The following is an 18679-nucleotide window of genomic DNA, read 5'->3' as shown; positions in this document are numbered from 1 at the left end:
GCCGGGGCGGGGCGGCGCCCGCCGCTCCCGGTGCCCGAGGCGCGGCGCAGCGACCCGGCGTCCAGCGCCCCGCGGGCGGGGTCGGGGAAGTCCGCCGACATCGCGTCGACGAGGCGGCGGGCGGTGGGGGAGAGAGGGTCGGGGTACGGGGCCGGCCTGCTCATCCGGTGGTCAGCCCCCCGTCCACCGCGAATGCGGCGCCGGTGATGTACGAGGCGGCGTCGGAGGCGAGGAACCGGACCAGTGCGGCCACCTCGTCCGGTTGCCCGATGCGCCGCAGCGGCACCCGTGGCCACTCCTGTCCCCGGCGGTCCGGGCCCGGTGCGCTCGCCACCATGGGAGTGTCGATCACTCCGGGGTGTACGGAGTTCACCCGGATCCGGTCGCCGGCCAGGTCGAGCGCGGCGGATGCGGTGAGTCCGCGCAGCCCGAACTTGCTTGCCCCGTACGCCGCGTGCTGCGCAATTCCCCTGAGCCCCGCCGTCGACGAGATGTTGACGATCGCCCCGCCGCCCGCCCTGCGCAGCTCGGGGACCACCGCCTTGATGCCGAGGAAGGGGCCGAGCAGATTCACCCGCAACAGCAGCGCGAAGTTCTCCTCGGTCTCCTTGTCGACGGGGGCGGTGCGCCACAGCGCCGCGTTGTTGACGAGGATGTCGATCCGTCCGAAGGCCGACACCGCGGCCTCGGTCACGGTCCGCCAGCCGGCGGCGTCCGTCACCTCGTGCCGGACGAAGAGCGCCGCGTCCCCGAGCTCGGCGGCGACCGTGCGGCCCTCCTCCTCGCGTACGTCACCGAGCACGACGCATGCGCCGGACGCCACGAACAACCGCGCCTCGGCGGCGCCCTGCCCCCGCCCGGCGCCGGTGATCAGCGCCACCTTGCCGTCCAGGCGCTCCCCGCCGGCGCTCATGCCCGCTCCCCGAGCGCGCGGAAGTGCGGGATCACCGTCTCGCCCCACTGCCGGATGGTCTCCATACAGACCTCCTGCGGCACGGTGCCCATCTGGATCAGGCACATCACCTCGTCCACCCCGATCTCCCGCAGCTGCTCGACGTAGCCGATGGCGTCCTGGGCGGTGCCGTACGCGTGCTGGGCGTTGTAGGTGCCGGTGTCGACGGGCCGCGCCGGGATGTTCGCCTCGTGCAGCCGGGCGACCAGCTGCTCGCGGCGCCGCGCCAGCGCCGCGACATGGTCCTCGTCCGCGAAACGGCCGGTCGGCGCGGGCCCGTTGCCGTACCAGTGGGCGATCGCCTCGGCGAAGAACCGCTGGCCGCGGGTCCCGATCCGGTACGCGGCAGCGCCGTCGTCGAGCACGACCGTGGGGCACAGCGCGGAGAGATGGTCGTTGGGCCGGTCGGTGACGAACCGCTCGCCGCTGCGGGCGGCGATCGCCTCGTCGTAGACCTTGCGCATCTCGCGTACGTCATCGGCGCCGGCGAAGCCCATCACCAGGGCGCCCAGGCCCAGTTCGGCGGCGAGCTTGAGGGTGTCGTGCTTGCTGCAGGCCATGAACAGCGGCGGGTGCGGATGCTGCACGGGGCGGGGGAGGACGGCGCCGGGGCCGATGTCGATCGACCCGTGCCACTCGAACTGCTCCTCGCGCCAGGCGCTGCCGAAGATCCGCAGCGCCTCCTCCACCTGCGGGTAGGTGTCCTCCGGGCTGACCCCGTACATGGACATCTCCTGCTGGGTGGCGCCCCGGCCTGCGCCGATGTCGACGCGCCCGCCGGAGAGCACATCGAGCATCGCGGCGCGCTCGGCGACCCGGACGGGGTGCTGATAGCCGAAGGGCATGGTCACCACGCCATGGCCGATCCGGATGCGCGAGGTCCGGGCGGCGACCCAGGTCAGGAAGATCTCGGAGGCGCTCATGTGCGCGTACTGGCTCAGCGAATGGTGCTCGACCGCCCAGATGCGGTCGAAGCCCATCTCCTCGGCGTGGACGGCCTGTTCGACGCAGTCGTGGATGACCTGACGTTCGCGTGCGGGGGTCGGGTCGGCGAGTTGCGCCTCGAAGATCATCGAGAATTTCACGGAACCACCTCTCTGGATGTTCCTAAGAGAAATATGTCTAGCAGGTATACGAGGGAGGGGGAAGGGAGTGGGTGACGCCCCGTCAGACGTTCGTCAGGTAGCCGTCGGATATCCCGTCAGATGTGCCGTCGGTCGTCCGCCGGCCGTCCCTCGGTCGTCCGCCGGTCATCCTTCGGGCGCCGGTCGGTGCGGACCGTAGACTGCGCAACGTGACGGACAAGAAGGCGGGCGCGGCGAGCGCCGGCGATGCGGAGCGACCAGCACTGCCGGCCACGAGTTGGGCGGTGCTGGGACTGCTCTCCTTCGGCGAGGAACTGTCCGGCTACGACCTGAAGAAGTGGTCCGACTGGTCACTGCGCTTCTTCTACTGGAGCCCGTCCTTCAGCCAGATCTACGGCGAGCTGAAGCGCCTGGAGAAGGTGGGTTACGTCAGCTCGCGGATGGTCGCCCAGGAGACCGGCAACCGCGACAAGCGGGTCTATGTGATCACCGACGAGGGGATGGCGGCGGTCCGCCACTGGGCGCGCGAGGCGCCGGTGGAGCCGCCCGTGCTCAAGCACGGGGTGATGCTGCGGCTGTGGCTCGGCCATCTGCTGGAGGCCGACCGGATGCGCGAAGTGCTCGGCCGGCACCGGGAGTACGCGGAGACGATGCGCGAGCGTGCCGAGGTGGACGTCGAGAGCGCCCGCGCCGAAGAGGCCTGGGCCTATCCCGCGCTCGTCCTGAAGTGGTCCGAGCGGTTCTACGCCTCCGAGCGGGATCTGGCCGATGCGATGCTGGCCGACCTGGACGAGATGGACGATCTGGACGCCAAGAGCCGCCCGTAGGCCCGACGGTGTCAGACGGCCAGCACGCGGGCCCGGCAGTCGGCCGGGGTGCCCCAGGCGTCCCGCAACGGGCGGGCCTTGCGGATCCACAGCGAGAGGTCCAGCTCCTCCGTATAGCCGAGGGCGCCGTGCAGCTGTAGCGCCGTACGTGCCGCGGCATGACCGGCCTCGCCCGCCGCGACCTTCGCCGCCGCCACCTCCCGGCCGGCCGACGGGGCGTTGGCCGCCACCGCCAGGGCCGCCGCGTGCACCAGCGGCTGCGCGAACTCCAGCCCGATCAGGGTGTCCGCCAGCCGGTGCTTGACGGCCTGGAACGAGCCGATGGCCACTCCGAACTGAGTGCGCCGCTTGACGTGTTCGACCGTGGCCGTCAGCAGGGCACGGCCGAGGCCGAGCGCCTGCGCGGCGGTGGTCAGCCGGGCGATATCGACGGCATGTGCGGCGGCCGCGGCCACCGCCGGGCCCCGGGCCAGCACGGTGCCACCGAGCGGTCGGGACAGCCGCCGGGCCGGGTCGAGGGAGGGCTGCACGGGGCCATGGGCGTCCGTACGGCACACCGTGTCGCCCCGGACGACGAGGACGGCGTCGGCGGCATCCGCGTCCAGCGCGAACGGCGCCCCGGCGCACAGGCCGACCACGGCGTCACCGGAGGCGATCTTGGGCAGCCACTCGCCGGCCGCGGCGCCGTCCCCGAGGCGGTCCAGGAACGCGGCCGCCGCCACCGTCTCCACCAGCGGTCCGGGCACCGCATGGCGGCCCAACTCGGTGAAGGCGACGGCAAGTTCGACCGGCAGCGGCCCCATCCCGTCGTAGCGCTCCGGTACGGCGAGCCCGAACACCCCCGCCTCCGCGATCCGCGCCCACAGATCACGGCCCGGCTTGTGCTCCCCGGACGCCCAGGCCCGCACCACGGCCGGGGTGCCGCACGCCCCCAGCATGCCGTCCAGCGTACGGGCGAACTCCCGCTGCTCATCGGACAGGAGGAACCGCATCACCGGCGTCCCTTCGGCAGGCCGAGCAGCCGCTCGGCGATGATGTCGCGCTGGATCTCATTGGTGCCGGCGTAGATCGGCCCGGCGAGCGAGAAGGTGTAGCCCTCGGCCCAACTCCCGTGCGCGGGAGCCTCCTCGGCGTCGTCGGCGAGCGTGCCGTACGGGCCGAGCAGGTCCAGTGCGGTCTCGTGCAGGGCGATGTCCAGCTCGGACCAGAAGACCTTGTTCAGGCTCGACTCGGCACCTGTCGACCCGCCGGCCGCGAGCCGGGAGGCGCCTGCGTAGGTGAACAGCTGATAGGCGCGGGCGCCGATCAGCGCGTCGGCCACCCGGTCGCCGAGGGCCGGATCGGCCGGCTCGGGGGCCGCGCGCCACAGTGCGGCCAGCCGCTCGGCGGCCGCCGTGAAACGGCCCGGACTGCGCAGCGTCAGGCCGCGCTCATTGCCCGCGGTGCTCATCGCGACCCGCCAGCCCTGCCCCGGCTCGCCGATGACGTCCGCATCGGGCACGAACACCTCGTCGAGGAAGAGTTCGGCGAAGGCGGGCTTGCCGTCGAGGCGGCCGAGGGGGCGCACCGTGACGCCCGGCGCGTCCAGCGGGAACATCAGATAGGTGAGCCCCTGATGCGGCTTGGGGGTGTCCGGCTCGCTGCGGAACAGGCCGAACGCGCGGTCGGCGAAGGCGGCCCGGGACGACCAGGTCTTCTGCCCGCCGAGCAGCCAGCCGCCGTCGGTCCGTACGGCCGTCGACCGCAGCGAGGCCAGGTCCGAGCCGGCCTCCGGCTCGGACCACGCCTGGGCCCAGATGACCTCGCCGCTCGCCATGGGGCCCAGGATCCGGGCCCGTTGCTCGTCGGTGCCGTGCTCGAAGAGGGTCGGGGCGAGGAGGTTGATGCCGTTCTGGCTGACCCGGCCGGGGGCGCCGGCGGCGTAGTACTCCTCCTCGAAGATCAGCCATTGCAGGATCGATGCGCCCCGGCCGCCGTACTCCTCGGGCCAGGAGACGACCGACCAGCGGTCCGCGAAGAGCCGGCGCTCCCATTCCCGGTGGGCGGCGAACCCCTCCGCGGTCTCCAGCGACGGCAGCGGGGTGGCGGGTACATGGCGGGCGAGCCAGTCGCGGGCCGCGGTCCGGAACGTCTCCTCCGCGGCGGTGAAGTCGAGGTTCATCAGGCCCCCGGCCGCTTCATGGTGGCGGTCGCGATCGGGCCCTGCCGTGCGTGGCGCACGGGCTCGTCGTCATGGGCAGCGGGCATCCGCCCCTCCTTTCCTAACAAGTGTTTGGTAGGTTAACGTACCGTCAGGAGCAGCGTCGAGGCCCCATCCACGTCGAGCGCCAGGAGGCTCGCGCATGACACCGCCCCCCTATGTGCCCGGCCACCACCTGCTCGCCGGCCGGACCGCGGTCATCACCGCGGCCGCCGGCGCCGGTATCGGCGGCGCCACCGCCCGCCGCTTCCTGGAGGAAGGCGCCCGTATCGTCATCGGCGACGCCCATGCACGACGTCTGACGGAGAGTGCCGAGGCGCTCGCCGAGGAGTTCGGCGCCGGCAAGGTGGCCGCCCTGTCCTGCGATGTCACCGACGAAGACCAGGTCAACGCCCTGCTGGAGCTGGCGGAAGAGCGCCATGGGCGNCAGGTCAACGCCCTGCTGGAGCTGGCGGAAGAGCGCCATGGGCGGCTCGACATCGTGGTCAACAACGCCGGGCTCGGCGGCACCGCCGACCTCGTCGAGATGACCGACGCGCAGTGGAGCAAGGTCCTCGATGTGACGCTGAACGGCACCTTCCGCTGCACCCGGGCGGCCCTGCGCCGGATGAAGGCCGCCGGCCGCGGCGGCGTGATCGTCAACAACGCCTCCGTCGTCGGCTGGCGCGCCCAGCGCGGCCAGGCCCACTACGCCGCCGCCAAGGCCGGGGTGATGGCGCTGACCCGCTGCGCCGCGATGGAGGCCGCCGCATACGGCGTACGCGTCAACGCGGTCTCGCCGAGCCTCGCCATGCACCCGCACCTGGTGAAGGTCACCACGCCCGAGCTGCTGGCGGAGCTCACCGAGCGGGAGGCGTTCGGCCGCTACGCCGAACCCTGGGAGGTCGCCAATGTCATCGTCTTCCTGGCCGGCGACTACGCCTCGTACATGACCGGGGAAACCGTCTCCGTCAGCTCCCAGCATGCGTGAGACGGGAGTGCGGGGATGCCGAGGGCCGGCGGGAACGGCGAGCGGACGGCCATGACCCCGTCCCCCGGGCGCCGCCGGGAACTCCTCGCCGCCGCCGCCGAGGTGTTCGCCGCCCAGGGCTACAACGCGACCACCGTCCGGCAGATCGCGGACGCGGTCGGCATGCTCGCGGGCAGCCTCTACTACCACTTCGACTCCAAGGAGTCGATGCTCGACGAGATCCTCGCCGGCTTCCTCGACGAGCTGTGGGCCGGATACGCCGCGGTGCTCGCCGCGCGGCTCGGCCCCCGGGAGACCCTTGAGGCCCTGGTCACCGAATCCTTCCGGGAGATCGACCGGCACCGCGCGGCCGTCGCGATCTACCAGAAGGAGGCCCGGCACCTGGCCGCCCAGCAGCCGCGCTTCGGCTACCTCGCCGACGCCCAGCGCAACTTCGAGCAGGCCTGGCTGGGCACCCTGGAGCGCGGAGTGGCAGCCAAGGTCTTCCGCGCCGATCTCGACATCCGGCTGACGTACCGCTTCGTACGCGACACCGTCTGGGTCGCCGCCTCCTGGTACCGGCCGGGCGCACAGCACGGCCCCGAGGAGATCGCCCGCCAGTACCTGTCGATGGTGCTGGACGGGATCGCCTTGCGGAACTGACCGACACCTCCGCAGAATCTGACCAAGGAGACCACCATGTCCGAGGCCTACATCGTCGACGCGGTCCGTACCCCGGTCGGGAAGAAGGGCGGGGGTCTGTCGGCCGTCCACCCCGCCGACCTGGGCGCGCATGTGCTGACGGCGCTGATGGCGCGCAGCGGCGTCGACCCGGCCGCCGTCGAGGACGTCGTCTTCGGCTGCCTGGACACGGTGGGACCGCAGGCCGGGGACATCGCACGCACCTGCTGGCTGGCCGCCGGACTGCCCGAGGAGGTGCCCGGTGTCACCGTGGACCGCCAGTGCGGCTCCTCGCAGCAGGCCGTGCACTTCGCGGCGCAGGGAGTGCTCTCCGGCACCCAGGACCTGGTCGTCGCCGGCGGCGTACAGAACATGTCGCAGATCCCGATCGCCTTCGCCAGCCGCCGGGCTGCCGAGCCGCTGGGGCTGACCGAGGGCCCGTTCACCGGCTCCGGGGGCTGGCGGGCCCGCTACGGCGAAGCGCCGGTCAACCAGTTCCACGGCGCCGAACTGATCGCCACCAAGTGGCACATCTCCCGCGCGGACATGGAGCGGTTCGCGCTCCGCTCCCACCAGCGGGCCGTCCGCGCCCTCGACGAGGGCCGCTTCGACCGCGAGACCGTCGCCTACGGGGACGTCACCGTCGACGAGGGGCCGCGCCGCACCACCTCGCTGGAGAGGATGGCCGCACTGGCGCCGGTCGTCGAGGGCGGCCGGCTGACCGCGGCGGTCTCCTCCCAGGTCTCCGACGGCGCGGCCGCGCTGCTCATCGCCTCCGAGCGGGCGGTGGCCGAGCACGGCCTGACCCCGCGGGCCCGTATCCACCATCTGTCGGTACGCGGCGAGGACCCCATCCGGATGCTCTCCGCACCGATCCCGGCGACGGCCTACGCGCTGAAGAAGGCCGGTATGTCGATCGACGACATCGACCTGGTCGAGATCAATGAGGCGTTCGCGCCGGTGGTGCTGGCCTGGCTGAAGGAGACCGGCGCCGACCCGGAGCGGGTCAATGTCAACGGCGGCGCCATCGCCCTGGGCCATCCGCTCGGCGCGACCGGTGTCCGGCTGATGACGACGCTGCTGCACGAACTGGAGCGCACCGGCGGCAGGTTCGGACTCCAGACCATGTGCGAGGGCGGCGGACAGGCCAACGTCACCATCATCGAACGCCTCTGAACCTCTCCGACCGCCGCTGAGCCTCCCTGGGTGCCTCCGAACGTCTCTGACTGGTCGTCAGGCAGCCGGGTGGGCTCGCTGCGCCGGCAGCGGCAGCGCGGTCAGCGTCCCGTACGCCTCGGTCATGATCCGGTCGACGAGTTCCGCGCAGGACGGCAGATCCTCGATCAGACCGGCGACCTGGCCGGAGGCCATCACACCGAGGTCGGTGCGGCCGTCGACCATCGATGCCTTCAGCAGCATCGGGGTGTTGGCGGCGAGCAGGACCTGGCTCCAGGAGAGGTCCTTGCCGTGCTTCATCGCCAGGCCGTCCCGGACCATCTGCGGCCAGCTCAGACCGGACAGCTTCCTGAACGACGCGGCATGGCGCACCGCTTTGAGCAGCGCGGTGATGCGCCCGGACCGCTCCAGCGTCTCGACCAGCTCGCTGCGCAGCATCCGGTGCGGCAGCCCGTCCACCTTCGTGGTGACGGTGATGTCCTTGACGGCCGCCGCCAGATAGCGGGCCTGTACGGCCTGCGGCACGGTGCTGTCCGACGTCAGCAGAAAGCGGGTGCCCATGGCGATGCCGGCCGCGCCGTAGGCGAGCGCGGCGACCAGGCCCCGGCCGTCGAAGAAGCCGCCAGCGGCGATCACCGGGATGTCGACCGCGTCCACGACCTGGGGGAGCAGCACGGTCGTGGCGACGCTCCCGGTGTGTCCGCCGCCCTCACCGCCCTGTACGACGACCGCGTCCGCACCCCAGGCCGCGACCTTCTCGGCGTGACGGCGGGCGCCGATGGACGGGATGACGAGGACGCCCGCGTCCTTGAGCCGGGCGATCAGCTCGCGGGAGGGGGCCAGCGCGAACGAGGCGACCCGGACGCCCTCCGCCACGATGACGCCCACCCGCTCGCCCGCATCCCCGGCGTCCGCCCGCAGATTGACCCCGAAGGGCGCGTCCGTACGGGACTTGACCTCCCGGACGGCCGCGCGGAGCTGCTCGACGGTCATGGTGGCCGAGGCGAGGATCCCGAGGGCGCCTGCTTCGGCGGCGGCCGAGACCAGCCGGGGCCCCGCCACCCAGCCCATGCCGGTCTGCACGAGGGGATGCCGTACCCCGACCAGCTTGGTCAGCGGGGTCTCGATCCTGGTGTCCGTCATGCCGCCGGCACCTCGCGGTCGCGCAGCGCGTCCGGGTCGATGACCGTGCGGATCAGCCGCAGCTCCTCGGCGGTGGGCTCCCGGGTGTACGGCACCTCGGCGGGCAGTACGAGGGGGAACCCGGTGGCCTCCTGGACCTGCTCGACCGTCACGCCGGGATGCACGGAGGCCAGCCGCATGGCACGGTCCGACGTCGCGAAGTCGAAGACACCGAGGTGGGAGACGACGCGCGGGATGCGGTGGTAGCGGGTCGCGGACGGCCCGGCCGCGGCCGCGCTGTCGTAACCCACCCCGCTGATCATGTCGACCTTCGCCACAAAGACCCGCGTCGAATGCTTCGGAACCCAGTAACTCACCGGATTGTTGAGGGTGTTGACCGGTGCGCCCCGTACGCCGAGCAGCTGGCGGGCGGGCTGTTGCCAGTCGCCGATGCAGGAGATGTTCTGGTTGCCGAAGCGGTCGAGCTGACTTGCGCCCATCATGACGTGCCGCTTTCCGCCGGTGACCATGGCCAGATGCCGGCGGTACGGCAGCCAGCCCTCGGCCGCACCGTCCAGGCCCACGATCATCGCCTCGCCGTCGGTGAGGAGGAGATCGGGCGAGAAGGTGCGCTTGGCGAGCCGGGCGCCGATGGACGGGATCACGCCCATCGGGCTCGCGAGCACCTCACCGTTGTCGCGCCAGGCCTCGGCGCAGGCGATCACACAGTATTCGGCGCGGGTGGCCGTGGTGGTCGTGCTCACTTCCGCTCCCCCTGCTCTTCGTGCCACGTCTGGACCGCGGACCGGTACGCCTTCTCGTCCCCGTGCAGGAAGCGCTCCGCGAACTGCGGCCAGGGCGTGGTCGCATACAGCTTCTGGAAGGGCTCGTCACGGCCGTAGTCGGGGACGCAGGAGGTGAAATGCGCGCCGTTCGGGGTCTCGACGACTCCGGTGACCGAGTGCCGCTTGACGAGCAGGGTCTGCGGGGCGGCCGTGGCGAAGGTGTCCACGAGCCGCTCGCACGAGACATACGCACTGTCCGCGGCCTCGCAGAACAGGTCGTCGAAGTACGGGTCGGGGCCCAGATACTGTCCGTTGCCCAGCCGGTCGGCGCGGTTCACATGGACCAGCGCCGCGTCCAGGCGCAGCGCCGGCATCGCGACGAACTCCTCCCCGTCCGCGTACGGCGAAGTGACGGTCCGCAGCGTGGGGTTGACCCGCATGACATCCGAGCCGAGGCCGGCCCGTACGGGCAGGAACGGCAGCCGGTTGGCCGCGGCGTGCAGCCCCCACATGAACATCGCCTCGTCCACCTCCATCAGCTCGAACGCGCCGCGCTGGCGGGCCGCGCGGAAGTGCGGTTCGAGGGGGATCGAGTCAAGGGTCGCGAACGCGGCGACCAGCTTGCGGATCCGGCCCGCGGCGGCGAGCAGGCCGACATCGGGACCGCCGTACGAGACGACGGTGAGATCGGTGATCTCGGAGCGGAGCAGCGCCCGCACCAGCGCCATCGGCTTACGGCGCGAGCCCCAGCCGCCGATGCCGAGGGTCATACCGCTGCGCAGCCGGGAGACGACCTCTTCGGGGGTCATGGTCTTGTCGGTCACGGTTACTTGGCCCCCTGGTGATGCTCGGTGCCGAAGGTGTCGCGGACGCGGTCGGCGACTCCGCTGAGGTTCGCCTCGAAGGTGAAGCCCTGCTCGAAGCGGTAACTGCGGTGGACGTCGACGGGGTCGATGCCGTTGAGGGCGGCCTTGGCGAGCCGCAGGAGGTAGCCGTCCTTCCGTGCGATCTCGCGCGCCAACTCCAGGGCCGCGTCGTGCAGTTCGGCGCGCGGGACGACCTTCCAGACCGAGCCGTGTGTGTACAGTTCGGCGGCGGTGGCGGTGCGTGAGGTGTAGTAGAGCGCGCGCATCAGGTGCTGGGGGACCAGGCGAGCCAGATGGGTGGCCGCGCCGAGCGCGCCGCGGTCCAGCTCCGGAAGGCCGAACGTGGCGTCCTCGCTCGCCACGATCGCATCCGCGTTGCCGACGAGGCCGATACCGCCGCCCAGACAGTGGCCGTGCACCGCGGCGACGACGGGCACCGCGCACTCGTACACCGCCGAAAAAGCCTCGGCGCAGCCGCGGTTGGCGCCGATCAGCGCGTCGTGGCCGCCGGATGCGGTGTCCCGCTGCATCTCCTTGATATCGACGCCCGCGTTGAAGCCGCGGCCCTCGGCGGTGAGCACGACACAGCGGATGTTGGGGTCGCGGCCGGCCGCGCGTACGGCGTCGGCGAGGTCGTACCAGCCCTGCACCGGAAGGGCGTTGACCGGAGGGAAGGCCACGGTGACGACCGCGATGCCGTTGTCCGGCTCGGAGGTGGAGACACCCATGAGCAGATCAGCTACCTTTCCACCAAGCGTTTGTTAGGTAGCGAAGTTAGCAGCGGATCGCGCGCTGCGGGAGGGGTGCCGGTTGAGCCTGACTCTCGATCTGTCCGGGCGGGTGGCCGTCATCACCGGCGGTACCCGCGGCGTCGGCGCGGGCATCGCCCGGGCCTTCCTGCAAGCCGGCGCGGAGGTCGTGGTCTGCGCGCGACGGCCACCGGACACCCCCCTCACGACAGCCGGCCGCACCGCCCACTTCCGCCCCCTCGACCTCCGCGACCCCCCGGCCGTACGGGACTTCGTCGCGCAGACCGCCGCCGAACACGGCCGGCTGGACTGCCTGGTCAACAACGCCGGCGGCACGCCGTACCGGCTGCTCGCAGAGGCGGACCCCGAGCGGCACGCCCGGGTCGTCGACCTCAACCTCATCGCGCCGATGACCGCCTCCCTCGCCGCGTACGAGGTGATGCGCGGTCAGCGGACGGGCGGCTCGATCCTCATGATCGGAAGCGTCAGCGGCACCCGCCCCTCGCCCGGCACCGCCGCCTACGGCGCGGCCAAAGCGGGCCTGGACCACCTCGCCCGCTCCATGGCCGTCGAATGGGCCCCGGCGGTCCGGGTCAACACCCTCGTCCTCGGCATGGTGCGCACCGAGCTCGCCGCCCTGCACTACGGCGACGAGGCGGGCATCGCGGCCGTCGGCGCCACCGTGCCGCTCGGCCGGCTCGCCGAACCCGCCGAGATCGGCGACGCCTGCGTCTTCCTCGCCTCCGACCGCGCCGCCTACCTGACCGGCGCGAGCCTGCTCGTCCACGGCGGCGGGGAACGCCCCGCCTTCCTCGACGCCGCCACCGTCAACCACCCCACCGCGCCCGAAGCCGCCAAGGAGAACTGAGATGACCGGTATCTGCACCGGACGCGTCGCCGCCGTCACCGGAGCCGGCCGCGGCCTCGGCCGCGCCCATGCGCTGGCCCTCGCCGCCGAAGGCGCACACGTCGTCGTCAACGACCTCGGTGTGGCACCCGACGGCGCCGGTACCTCCGCGGGCCCGGCCCAGCAGGTCGCCGACGAGATCCGGGCAGCCGGCGGCCGGGCCGTCGCCCACACCGGCGACATCACCACCACCGACGGCGCCGCCTCCCTCGTCACCACCGCCCTGGACGCCTTCGGCCGGCTCGACGCCCTCGTCAACAACGCCGGGTTCCTGCGCGACCGGATGCTGGTCAACCTCGACGAGGACGACTGGGACGCCGTCATCCGCGTCCATCTCAAGGGCCACTTCCTGCCGCTCCGGCACGCCGCCGCGCACTGGCGGGCCGAGGCCAAGGCCGGCCGCAGGCCCGACGCCCGGGTCGTCAACACCAGTTCGGGCGCCGGGCTGCTCGGCAGCGTCGGCCAGGGCAACTACTCCGCCGCGAAGGCCGGCATCCTTGGCCTCACCCTCGTCGCCGCCGCCGAGATGGCCCGCTACGGCGTGCAGATCAACGCCATCGCCCCGGCGGCCCGTACCCGTATGACCGAGCGGACCTTCGCCGACACGATGGCGGCGCCCGCCGAGGGCGAGTTCGACGCGATGGCCCCCGAGAACGTCTCCCCGCTGGTCGTCTGGCTGTCCTCCACCGCCAGCGACGGCGTCACCGGCCGGGTCTTCGAGGCCGAGGCGGGCCGGATCACCGTCATGGAGGGCTGGCGCCCCGGCCCGACCGCCGACAAGGGCAGCCGCTGGACCCCGACCGAGGCAGGCGAAGCCGCCCGCACACTCCTCGCCGCCGCCGAGGTGCCGCAACCGGTGTACGGCGCGCGATAGCCCGTGCCACGGTGCGCGCTCCAGGGCGTCAGCGCCCCGTGGGCCCCAGCCCCGCGAGTCCGGCGGCGCGCGCGAGCAGCTCGACGAGCATGTCGAAGGTGAGCCGGCCGGTGAACGTATTGCGCTGGCTGGGGTGGTAACTCCCCAGGACCTGAAGTTCCTGCCGTCGGCCGGTGGCGGGCAGGGTCAGCCGTACGCCGTGACCGAACGCGGGGCGCGGCCGGGGGAGCGGCCACCCCGCCTCACCGAGCACGGGCAGCAGCGCCTGCCAGCCGAAGGCCCCCAGCGCCACCACCGCACGCAGTCCGGGGCCGAGCAGTTCGAACTCGGCCGCCAGCCACGGCCGGCACGTGCGGCGCTCGGCCGGTGTCGGCTTGTTCTCCGGCGGAGCGCAGTGCACCGGGGCCGTGATCCGCACCCCGTACAGCTCCAGTCCGTCGCCCCGGTGCGTCGCGGTGGCCTGCGAGGCGAGACCCACCGCATGGAGCGCGGCGAACAGAAAGTCACCCGACGCGTCCCCGGTGAACATCCGGCCGGTGCGGTTGCCGCCGTGCGCGGCGGGCGCCAGCCCGACGATGGCCAACGCCGCGTCCGGCGGCCCGAACCCCGGGACCGGCCGCGCCCAGTACTCCCAGTCCCGGAACGCCGCCCGCCGCTTCGCGGCCACCTGCTCCCGCCACTCCACAAGCCGGGGACAGGCCCGGCACTCGCTCACCCGCGCGTCAAGCTCCGCCAGCCCACCACAGCGCGGTGCGTAATAGGCCGGAAAGGCGCCCTCGCCGCTGCCCGGCGGCACCCCCGCGGCTCCGGTCTCGTCCATCCCCTCACGCTAGAGGACCACGGCCGCTTCCTCAGGGCTGCGACGAGGCACGGTCGGCGAGGTGTGCAGGGGGTGCGATGCCCGGGGCGAGCGCGGGGTCCGGTTCGAGGGGGCCCCAGGACGTACGCAGCGGGAGCACACCGGCCCAGAGGCCGAGTGCGGCGTCGGCGCTGTCCGCGTCGTCCGGCGGGCCGGTGCGGATCTTCACGGACGCCTCGTCGAGGGAGAGGGCGAGCAGCGCCGTTGCGGCGAGTTCCTTGCGGCTCGGGCGCCGGGCGTAGTCCCACTGGCCCGGTGTGGCCTGTTCGGTGAGGCAGCGCAGACCGGCGAGCTTCTCCTCCGGGTCGGTGACCAGGCGGGGCGTGCCGAACACCATCGCACTGCGGTAGTTGACACCGTGCTCGAACACGGAGCGGGCCAGCACCAGCCCGTCGACATGGGTCACGGTGACACAGACGCTCGCCCCGGGAGAGGCGACCAGGCTGCGGCTCGCGACCGACCCGTGGAAGTACAGCGTGCTGCCGTCCGCACCGTAGACCGTGGGCACGACGAGCAGTGTGCCGTCCACCGTCACCCCCAGATGACAGAGGAAACCGGCGGCCAGCACGGCATCGAGCTCATCGCGGTCGAGACTGCCCTGCTCACGCAGCCGGTGATGGCGGGTGCGCTCGGTTTCCGGCAGCTTCCGGCCGTGCGACGGGACGGACGAAGGGGGGCGATGCAGGGACAGGCATGGCGAAAATTCTACTGATTCCATGCATGTATGACTAGATCACGCCTGAATTCGTTGCGGCGATGCCTCATGTCAACGAATTCAGTACATTCCCGGGTCTCTCTGGGTCGCTCACAACAGCCCGTCCCACATCTGTTCCACGATCATGGCCCACCAGCGATTGGGGCCGGCCAGGCTCTGCGGGTCGATGGCCGCCAGATCGTTCTGGAAGCGGGCGGTGTCCTGCGCCGCGGCGGCCGGGCCCAGCTGCCGGCGCGCCGCCCAGCGCTGCTCCAGGAGCGCCAGCGAACGGGCGAAGGATTCCAGGTCGGAATTGACGAACGAGGCCCATCCCGAACCGAGTTCAACGGCCCACACCTTGGCCGTCGCCGGCTCGACACAGATTTCCCGCCCGAAGTCGTCCCCGATCCGGACGTAGCCGTACGAGTCGTACGACTCCTTGATGTGCGGCTTGAGGGTTTCGCCGCGCAGCTCGGCCCAGCCCGGCAGATCCACCGCCGCCGGTTCCCCGGGCGTCAACCGGAAGAAGGGCGGGAACTCGGCCGGCAATCCGGTCCGGGTGAGGGTGTGGAGCGCGGAGGGGGGAAGCGCGGCATTCTGCAACTCTTCGGCCTCTCGCTGAATGAGGGAATTCGCGCCGAACGCGGCGAGCAGTTCGCTGCGGGCCGCGGACTCCGGATGCGTGGGCGGGCCGGAATCCGCCCCCTTCGACGGGAGCGGCAGCCGGGCGGGGCGGGCCGCGAGCGGCTTTCCCTCGCGCCGGGCGAGTTCGGCGGCGTGCTCGTAAAGCTTTTGCTGGCCCGCTGCCCGGGACCGGGCGTCCGTTCCGTAGTCCACGGTGTGGCTGACCTTCACCTGCGGCCAGGAACGAGAGATCAAAGCGGCGCAATTCCCGCCGGGAAGGGCACACACCTGCAATTCGGTGTACAGCTCCAGCACATCTTCGGGACGAATTCCCAGCTGCGCGAGATGGTCGGCCAACTGCCATTCGGGGTGCGGGCGTCCCGGACCGCTGCGGGCCAGCTGAGTGCGTTCCGCGCCGTCGCGATCGCGGAATCGGCAGACCGCTGTGTAACCGAGGCCGGTGCCCAGCGGCGCCCCGTCGTCGTACGTCTGATTGCTGCTCATCTGCCCAGTCCCTTTTACCCGTTGTCGTCAGCAGCCCTCGCCGGACAGCGACCGCTCTGTCGAGCTATTCGAGAATGTACGTGCTGTCACTGACAAGCTGGGGCCACATCGTGGCCAGCGAGCCCTTCACCGGCCGGCGGGTGCACGCGGGATCGATACGCCCGAGCCGGCGCAGGATGTGCTCCCGGAACTCGTCCGCTTCGTGCGGATCACGCTCGTTCGAGGTGACGACCGCCTTCAGCGCAACCGTCCAGCAGCGCAGAAAGGCATCCAGCGAACTGTTGACGAGGCATACGAAGGTCCCTCCGCCCTTTCCTACGTCGGCCAGCACGACGCGACCGCTGCCGTGCTCGATGCACAGCCGCATGCTCTCGTCCCCCACGAAACCGATCGCCGAGGCGTCCGGCCGGCCGCCCCGCTCGGCACCCGCACCCGCACCCTCACCGGCGCCGAGCCGGGGAAGCGTGGGCACGAACTGTTCCGTCCCCCCGAACCAGATCTCGGAGGCGGGCAGACCGACCTCGGTGAGCAGACGCGCGGTGCCGGGCAGCGCCGCCAGCGGACCAAGGCTCTCCGGATCGGCGAGAACGGGCCGCCCGATCAGGGAGAACAACGGATCCAGCTGCTCCCGGGTCAGCGCACCGCCGCCGTAGAGGGCGTCGTCCACGATCCGCCACGAAATGCGCCGGCGCGGACGAGCGGGCAACGCCCGCCGGCCCGGCCGTCCCTGAGCCACGTCGATGAGCATCATCCCGCTGCGGCCGAGCAGCAGAGCGCGCTCCCCGGACAGCGGATGAACCTCTCCCACATGCCCTTCGGGGCACACAAGAGCCGCGGTGTCGAAGGATTCCTCGCCCGTCGGCCGCACCCCGACCCACCCGTCGAACTCCTCCCGTACGACCTCCAGGGGCCCGGTTTGCGGAGCCGCCTCCTTCGAAGGCTCCTCCAAGGCTTCCGGAGGCTCCGTGGACGCGTCGCCGACGGGAACGCCGTCCGCGAGCGCCCACCACTGGTAGAGCCCGCTCAGCTCACTGCGGGTGCAGAACTGCTCAGATCCCTCGACGCTGCGCCAGCCGTGCAACTCCACCGGGCCGGGCCATTCGGCATCGAACTCCGTCGGCTCGAAGACCCCCAGCGGCCGCCAATGAGCCCAGTGGGTGCGCCAGATCCGGGGGACGCCGCGCCGCAGCAGCCAGTCCGCGAGTTCGGTGTCGTCACAGACCGAAGCCGTGAGCCCGAGCCGCGAGGCATGCTCCGACACATGGCCGGTTCTCGGCCCGATGTAGAGGCGACGCGCCTGGGTGAGCGCCCGCCGACGGGTGCGCAGGGCCGGCCGGGACGCTCGGCCGGCGTGCCGGTCGGCCTCCTCGAAGGACGGCAGATCCGCCAGGAAGGCAACGGCAGGATCGGCGATCCACTCGTCGAGGACGCCACTCGCGGCCGCATGGGCCAGCCCCGGCCCCAGGACGTACTCGGCTTCCGGCGAGAGCAGCTGCACACCGGCCGAGGAGCGCTCCACGTCGGTGAGCACCGCTTGGGGCGCCAGCGCCGTCGCGATCTTGCGCTGCAACTCCGGGAGAGCAAAGCCGTACGAGCGCCGGACCGCGGCGGCGAGGGCGGTGTCACGCAGCCGCAGATGCCGGACCCGGCCGGCGTCCGTGCTGTCCGTGCCGTCCGCGGAGCCGGGGGGGACATCCGTCTGCCCTGCGCCCGGCTGTTCCGCGCCCGGCTGTTCCGCGTCGGACTGTTCCGCGTCGGGTTCCGTCGTCACGAACTCCTCCGCGACGTACGCGGCCGCCGCCCCGACCACCCGCGACAGCGCCTCTTCGGAAGTCGGCTGCCCGCGGAGCGCCGACACCGCACGCGCAGCGAGCGATACCGGCATGCCCGCCTCGCCCTCGGCCAGCACCACCGGGGTGAGCGCCATCCCCACCTCGTCGGCGGCCTCCCCGAAGGAGGACAGAAAGAACCGCCAGGCATCGTCCAATGACGTCGGCAGCGGCGCCGACTCCTCCGGGGTCCAGGGCTCCTCCCTGGCGCGCAGATCCATGGAAAGCGTCTCGGCGAGCAGGAAGTTGGGCCAGGAACTACGGGTGACGGCCTCGGCGGCGACCTCCGCAGCGGAGACGTCCTCGCCGTAGACGGAGCCCGTCACACGCAGCAGCCCCGTGACCCACTCCTGGAATGCGCCGCGCTCAGGGGCGAATGCCGCACTGTCCAGATCGATCAGCGCATGCGCGGGCAACTTTGCGCGTCGCATCAGGCGCTCGGCCTGGGCCCGCGGCAGATCGAGCAGGACACGGATCGGCTCGGCCCCGTTGTCCAGCCGCTTCCGCGTCACGCCTCCCGGCTGCACGAGCGGGAGCAGCACCTCCTCGGCCACCTGGTCGGGCACATGGCTCAGCGACGTCCGCCCGGCCAGCGCCGTGTCCAGCAGCGCGAGGGTGAAGGGAGTGCCGCGGCGCTTGGCCTCCCTGTACAGGGAAGGGGTGGGGAGCCAAGTCCCGGCCGGAATGGGGCCGTCAGGTGCGCTCCCGGGCAGCAGCGACTGTTCGATCTCCGCCTGGATCTCCCGCTGCGTACGTCCCCGTGACTCCAGTACGAGATCGAAGGCGTTGGGCGGCGGGGACGGCGCGACGGACTGGTCGATGAACGCCCGCGCGTCCGTGTCGGCCGCCATCGCCAGCCACGCCAAGAGCCAGCTCTTGCCGCAGCCAGGGTCCCCCGTGACGATACGCACATGGTCGTCGGGCGCCTCGGAAGCGAGCCATGAGACCAGCGAATGTGCGGCGCTTGAGCGGCCTACCAGGCGAAATTCCATGGTG

The 18679-nt window shown here is 72.0% G+C and carries 18 protein-coding genes and 1 pseudogene; 7 read left to right on the top strand and 12 right to left on the bottom strand.

Features of this window, described 5'->3' with window-relative positions; all coding sequences use genetic code 11:
• Positions 1-160: 160 nt before the first annotated feature.
• Both DY245_RS01640 and DY245_RS01635 read right to left on the bottom strand, forming a co-directional pair.
• A complete protein-coding gene (locus DY245_RS01640) occupies positions 161-913 on the bottom strand; it encodes a glucose 1-dehydrogenase (RefSeq protein ID WP_128502604.1) in 753 nt (250 codons plus the stop codon).
• Positions 910-2037 (bottom strand): LLM class flavin-dependent oxidoreductase, encoded by a 1128-nt coding sequence (locus tag DY245_RS01635; protein ID WP_128502601.1) that lies wholly within the window; start codon positions 2035-2037, stop codon positions 910-912. Before DY245_RS01635 ends, DY245_RS01640 begins: the two co-directional genes overlap by 4 nt.
• A 209-nt stretch (positions 2038-2246) precedes the next feature.
• On the opposite strand from DY245_RS01635, the gene DY245_RS01630 reads away from it, so the two are divergent.
• On the top strand, positions 2247-2864 hold the full coding sequence (locus DY245_RS01630; RefSeq protein ID WP_128502598.1) for a PadR family transcriptional regulator: 618 nt from the start codon (positions 2247-2249) through the stop codon (positions 2862-2864).
• 11 nt (positions 2865-2875) lie between these two features.
• On the opposite strand, the gene DY245_RS01625 is transcribed toward DY245_RS01630, so the two are convergent.
• Together DY245_RS01625 and DY245_RS01620 are read right to left on the bottom strand one after the other, a co-directional pair.
• A complete protein-coding gene (locus tag DY245_RS01625; protein ID WP_128502634.1) occupies positions 2876-3856 on the bottom strand; it encodes an acyl-CoA dehydrogenase family protein in 981 nt (326 codons plus the stop codon).
• Complete coding sequence (locus DY245_RS01620) at positions 3856-5025, bottom strand: acyl-CoA dehydrogenase family protein (protein ID WP_128502596.1); 1170 nt, start codon at positions 5023-5025, stop codon at positions 3856-3858. Before DY245_RS01620 ends, DY245_RS01625 begins: the two co-directional genes overlap by 1 nt.
• Before the next feature lie 181 nt (positions 5026-5206).
• Here DY245_RS01620 and DY245_RS45650 point away from each other — a divergent pair.
• From DY245_RS45650 to DY245_RS01605, 4 genes and pseudogenes are all read left to right on the top strand, one after another.
• Positions 5207-5490: pseudogene (locus tag DY245_RS45650) on the top strand (SDR family oxidoreductase); the annotation flags it as partial.
• 1 nt (position 5491) lies between these two features.
• Positions 5492-6034: SDR family oxidoreductase (locus tag DY245_RS01615; protein ID WP_244942759.1), on the top strand; the 543-nt coding region annotated here is incomplete at its 5' end.
• A gap of 15 nt (positions 6035-6049) precedes the next feature.
• Entirely contained in the window at positions 6050-6676 is a 627-nt protein-coding gene (locus DY245_RS01610; protein ID WP_128502591.1) for a TetR/AcrR family transcriptional regulator, read from the top strand.
• A gap of 36 nt (positions 6677-6712) precedes the next feature.
• The gene (locus DY245_RS01605; RefSeq protein ID WP_128502589.1) at positions 6713-7870 is read left to right on the top strand and encodes an acetyl-CoA C-acetyltransferase; all 1158 of its coding nucleotides are present in this window, start codon (positions 6713-6715) and stop codon (positions 7868-7870) included.
• Positions 7871-7927: 57 nt separating this feature from the next.
• Here DY245_RS01605 and DY245_RS01600 read toward each other — a convergent pair whose 3' ends face one another.
• Genes DY245_RS01600 through DY245_RS01585 form a run of 4 tightly spaced genes read right to left on the bottom strand, consistent with a single transcriptional unit; the run spans position 7928 to position 11371 of the window.
• Positions 7928-9013 carry an NAD(P)H-dependent flavin oxidoreductase gene (locus DY245_RS01600; RefSeq protein ID WP_128502585.1) on the bottom strand — a complete coding sequence of 362 codons (1086 nt, stop codon included), beginning with the start codon at positions 9011-9013 and terminating at the stop codon, positions 7928-7930.
• Entirely contained in the window at positions 9010-9756 is a 747-nt protein-coding gene (locus DY245_RS01595) for a CoA-transferase subunit beta (RefSeq protein WP_128502582.1), read from the bottom strand. Before DY245_RS01595 ends, DY245_RS01600 begins: the two co-directional genes overlap by 4 nt.
• Positions 9753-10601, bottom strand: coding sequence for a CoA transferase subunit A (locus tag DY245_RS01590; RefSeq protein WP_128502578.1), 849 nt, complete (start codon positions 10599-10601; stop codon positions 9753-9755). Before DY245_RS01590 ends, DY245_RS01595 begins: the two co-directional genes overlap by 4 nt.
• Positions 10602-10603: 2 nt before the next feature.
• Complete coding sequence (locus DY245_RS01585; protein WP_128502576.1) at positions 10604-11371, bottom strand: enoyl-CoA hydratase family protein; 768 nt, start codon at positions 11369-11371, stop codon at positions 10604-10606.
• A gap of 82 nt (positions 11372-11453) precedes the next feature.
• Here DY245_RS01585 and DY245_RS01580 point away from each other — a divergent pair, with 82 nt between their 5' ends.
• Positions 11454-12260, top strand: coding sequence for an SDR family oxidoreductase (locus DY245_RS01580; protein WP_128502574.1), 807 nt, complete (start codon positions 11454-11456; stop codon positions 12258-12260).
• Between the two features lies 1 nt (position 12261).
• Positions 12262-13173, top strand: coding sequence for an SDR family oxidoreductase (locus DY245_RS01575; RefSeq protein WP_128502572.1), 912 nt, complete (start codon positions 12262-12264; stop codon positions 13171-13173).
• A 28-nt stretch (positions 13174-13201) separates the two neighbouring features.
• On the opposite strand, the gene DY245_RS01570 is transcribed toward DY245_RS01575, so the two are convergent.
• The 4 genes from DY245_RS01570 to DY245_RS01555 form a co-directional block, all read right to left on the bottom strand.
• Positions 13202-13993, bottom strand: coding sequence for a uracil-DNA glycosylase (locus tag DY245_RS01570; protein WP_128502570.1), 792 nt, complete (start codon positions 13991-13993; stop codon positions 13202-13204).
• A 31-nt stretch (positions 13994-14024) separates the two neighbouring features.
• On the bottom strand, positions 14025-14750 hold the full coding sequence (locus DY245_RS01565; protein ID WP_128502568.1) for a pyridoxamine 5'-phosphate oxidase family protein: 726 nt from the start codon (positions 14748-14750) through the stop codon (positions 14025-14027).
• 87 nt (positions 14751-14837) lie between these two features.
• Positions 14838-15854, bottom strand: coding sequence for an SUKH-4 family immunity protein (locus tag DY245_RS01560; RefSeq protein ID WP_128502566.1), 1017 nt, complete (start codon positions 15852-15854; stop codon positions 14838-14840).
• 64 nt (positions 15855-15918) lie between these two features.
• A complete protein-coding gene (locus tag DY245_RS01555) occupies positions 15919-18675 on the bottom strand; it encodes an SUKH-4 family immunity protein (protein WP_128502564.1) in 2757 nt (918 codons plus the stop codon).
• Positions 18676-18679 lie beyond the last annotated feature (4 nt).

The sequence above is a fragment of the Streptomyces inhibens genome (assembly GCF_003389455.1).
Lineage (GTDB): Bacteria > Actinomycetota > Actinomycetes > Streptomycetales > Streptomycetaceae > Streptomyces > Streptomyces inhibens.
Note: the sequence above shows the minus strand (reverse complement) of the source record. Positions and strands in the feature narration are given on the sequence as shown.

Excerpts from the sequence above, each read along its gene's own strand:
- DY245_RS01575 (WP_128502572.1), top strand. The coding sequence starts at position 12,262 with ATGACCGGTATCTGCACCGGACGCGTCGCCGCCGTCACCGGAGCCGGC.
- DY245_RS01570 (WP_128502570.1), bottom strand. The coding sequence starts at position 13,993 with ATGGACGAGACCGGAGCCGCGGGGGTGCCGCCGGGCAGCGGCGAGGGC.
- DY245_RS01605 (WP_128502589.1), top strand. The coding sequence starts at position 6,713 with ATGTCCGAGGCCTACATCGTCGACGCGGTCCGTACCCCGGTCGGGAAG.
- DY245_RS01640 (WP_128502604.1), bottom strand. The coding sequence starts at position 913 with ATGAGCGCCGGCGGGGAGCGCCTGGACGGCAAGGTGGCGCTGATCACC.
- DY245_RS01610 (WP_128502591.1), top strand. The coding sequence starts at position 6,050 with ATGCCGAGGGCCGGCGGGAACGGCGAGCGGACGGCCATGACCCCGTCC.
- DY245_RS01585 (WP_128502576.1), bottom strand. The coding sequence starts at position 11,371 with ATGGGTGTCTCCACCTCCGAGCCGGACAACGGCATCGCGGTCGTCACC.
- DY245_RS01620 (WP_128502596.1), bottom strand. The coding sequence starts at position 5,025 with ATGAACCTCGACTTCACCGCCGCGGAGGAGACGTTCCGGACCGCGGCC.
- DY245_RS01600 (WP_128502585.1), bottom strand. The coding sequence starts at position 9,013 with ATGACGGACACCAGGATCGAGACCCCGCTGACCAAGCTGGTCGGGGTA.
- DY245_RS01565 (WP_128502568.1), bottom strand. The coding sequence starts at position 14,750 with ATGGAATCAGTAGAATTTTCGCCATGCCTGTCCCTGCATCGCCCCCCT.
- DY245_RS01625 (WP_128502634.1), bottom strand. The coding sequence starts at position 3,856 with ATGCGGTTCCTCCTGTCCGATGAGCAGCGGGAGTTCGCCCGTACGCTG.
- DY245_RS01555 (WP_128502564.1), bottom strand. The coding sequence starts at position 18,675 with ATGGAATTTCGCCTGGTAGGCCGCTCAAGCGCCGCACATTCGCTGGTC.
- DY245_RS01560 (WP_128502566.1), bottom strand. The coding sequence starts at position 15,854 with ATGAGCAGCAATCAGACGTACGACGACGGGGCGCCGCTGGGCACCGGC.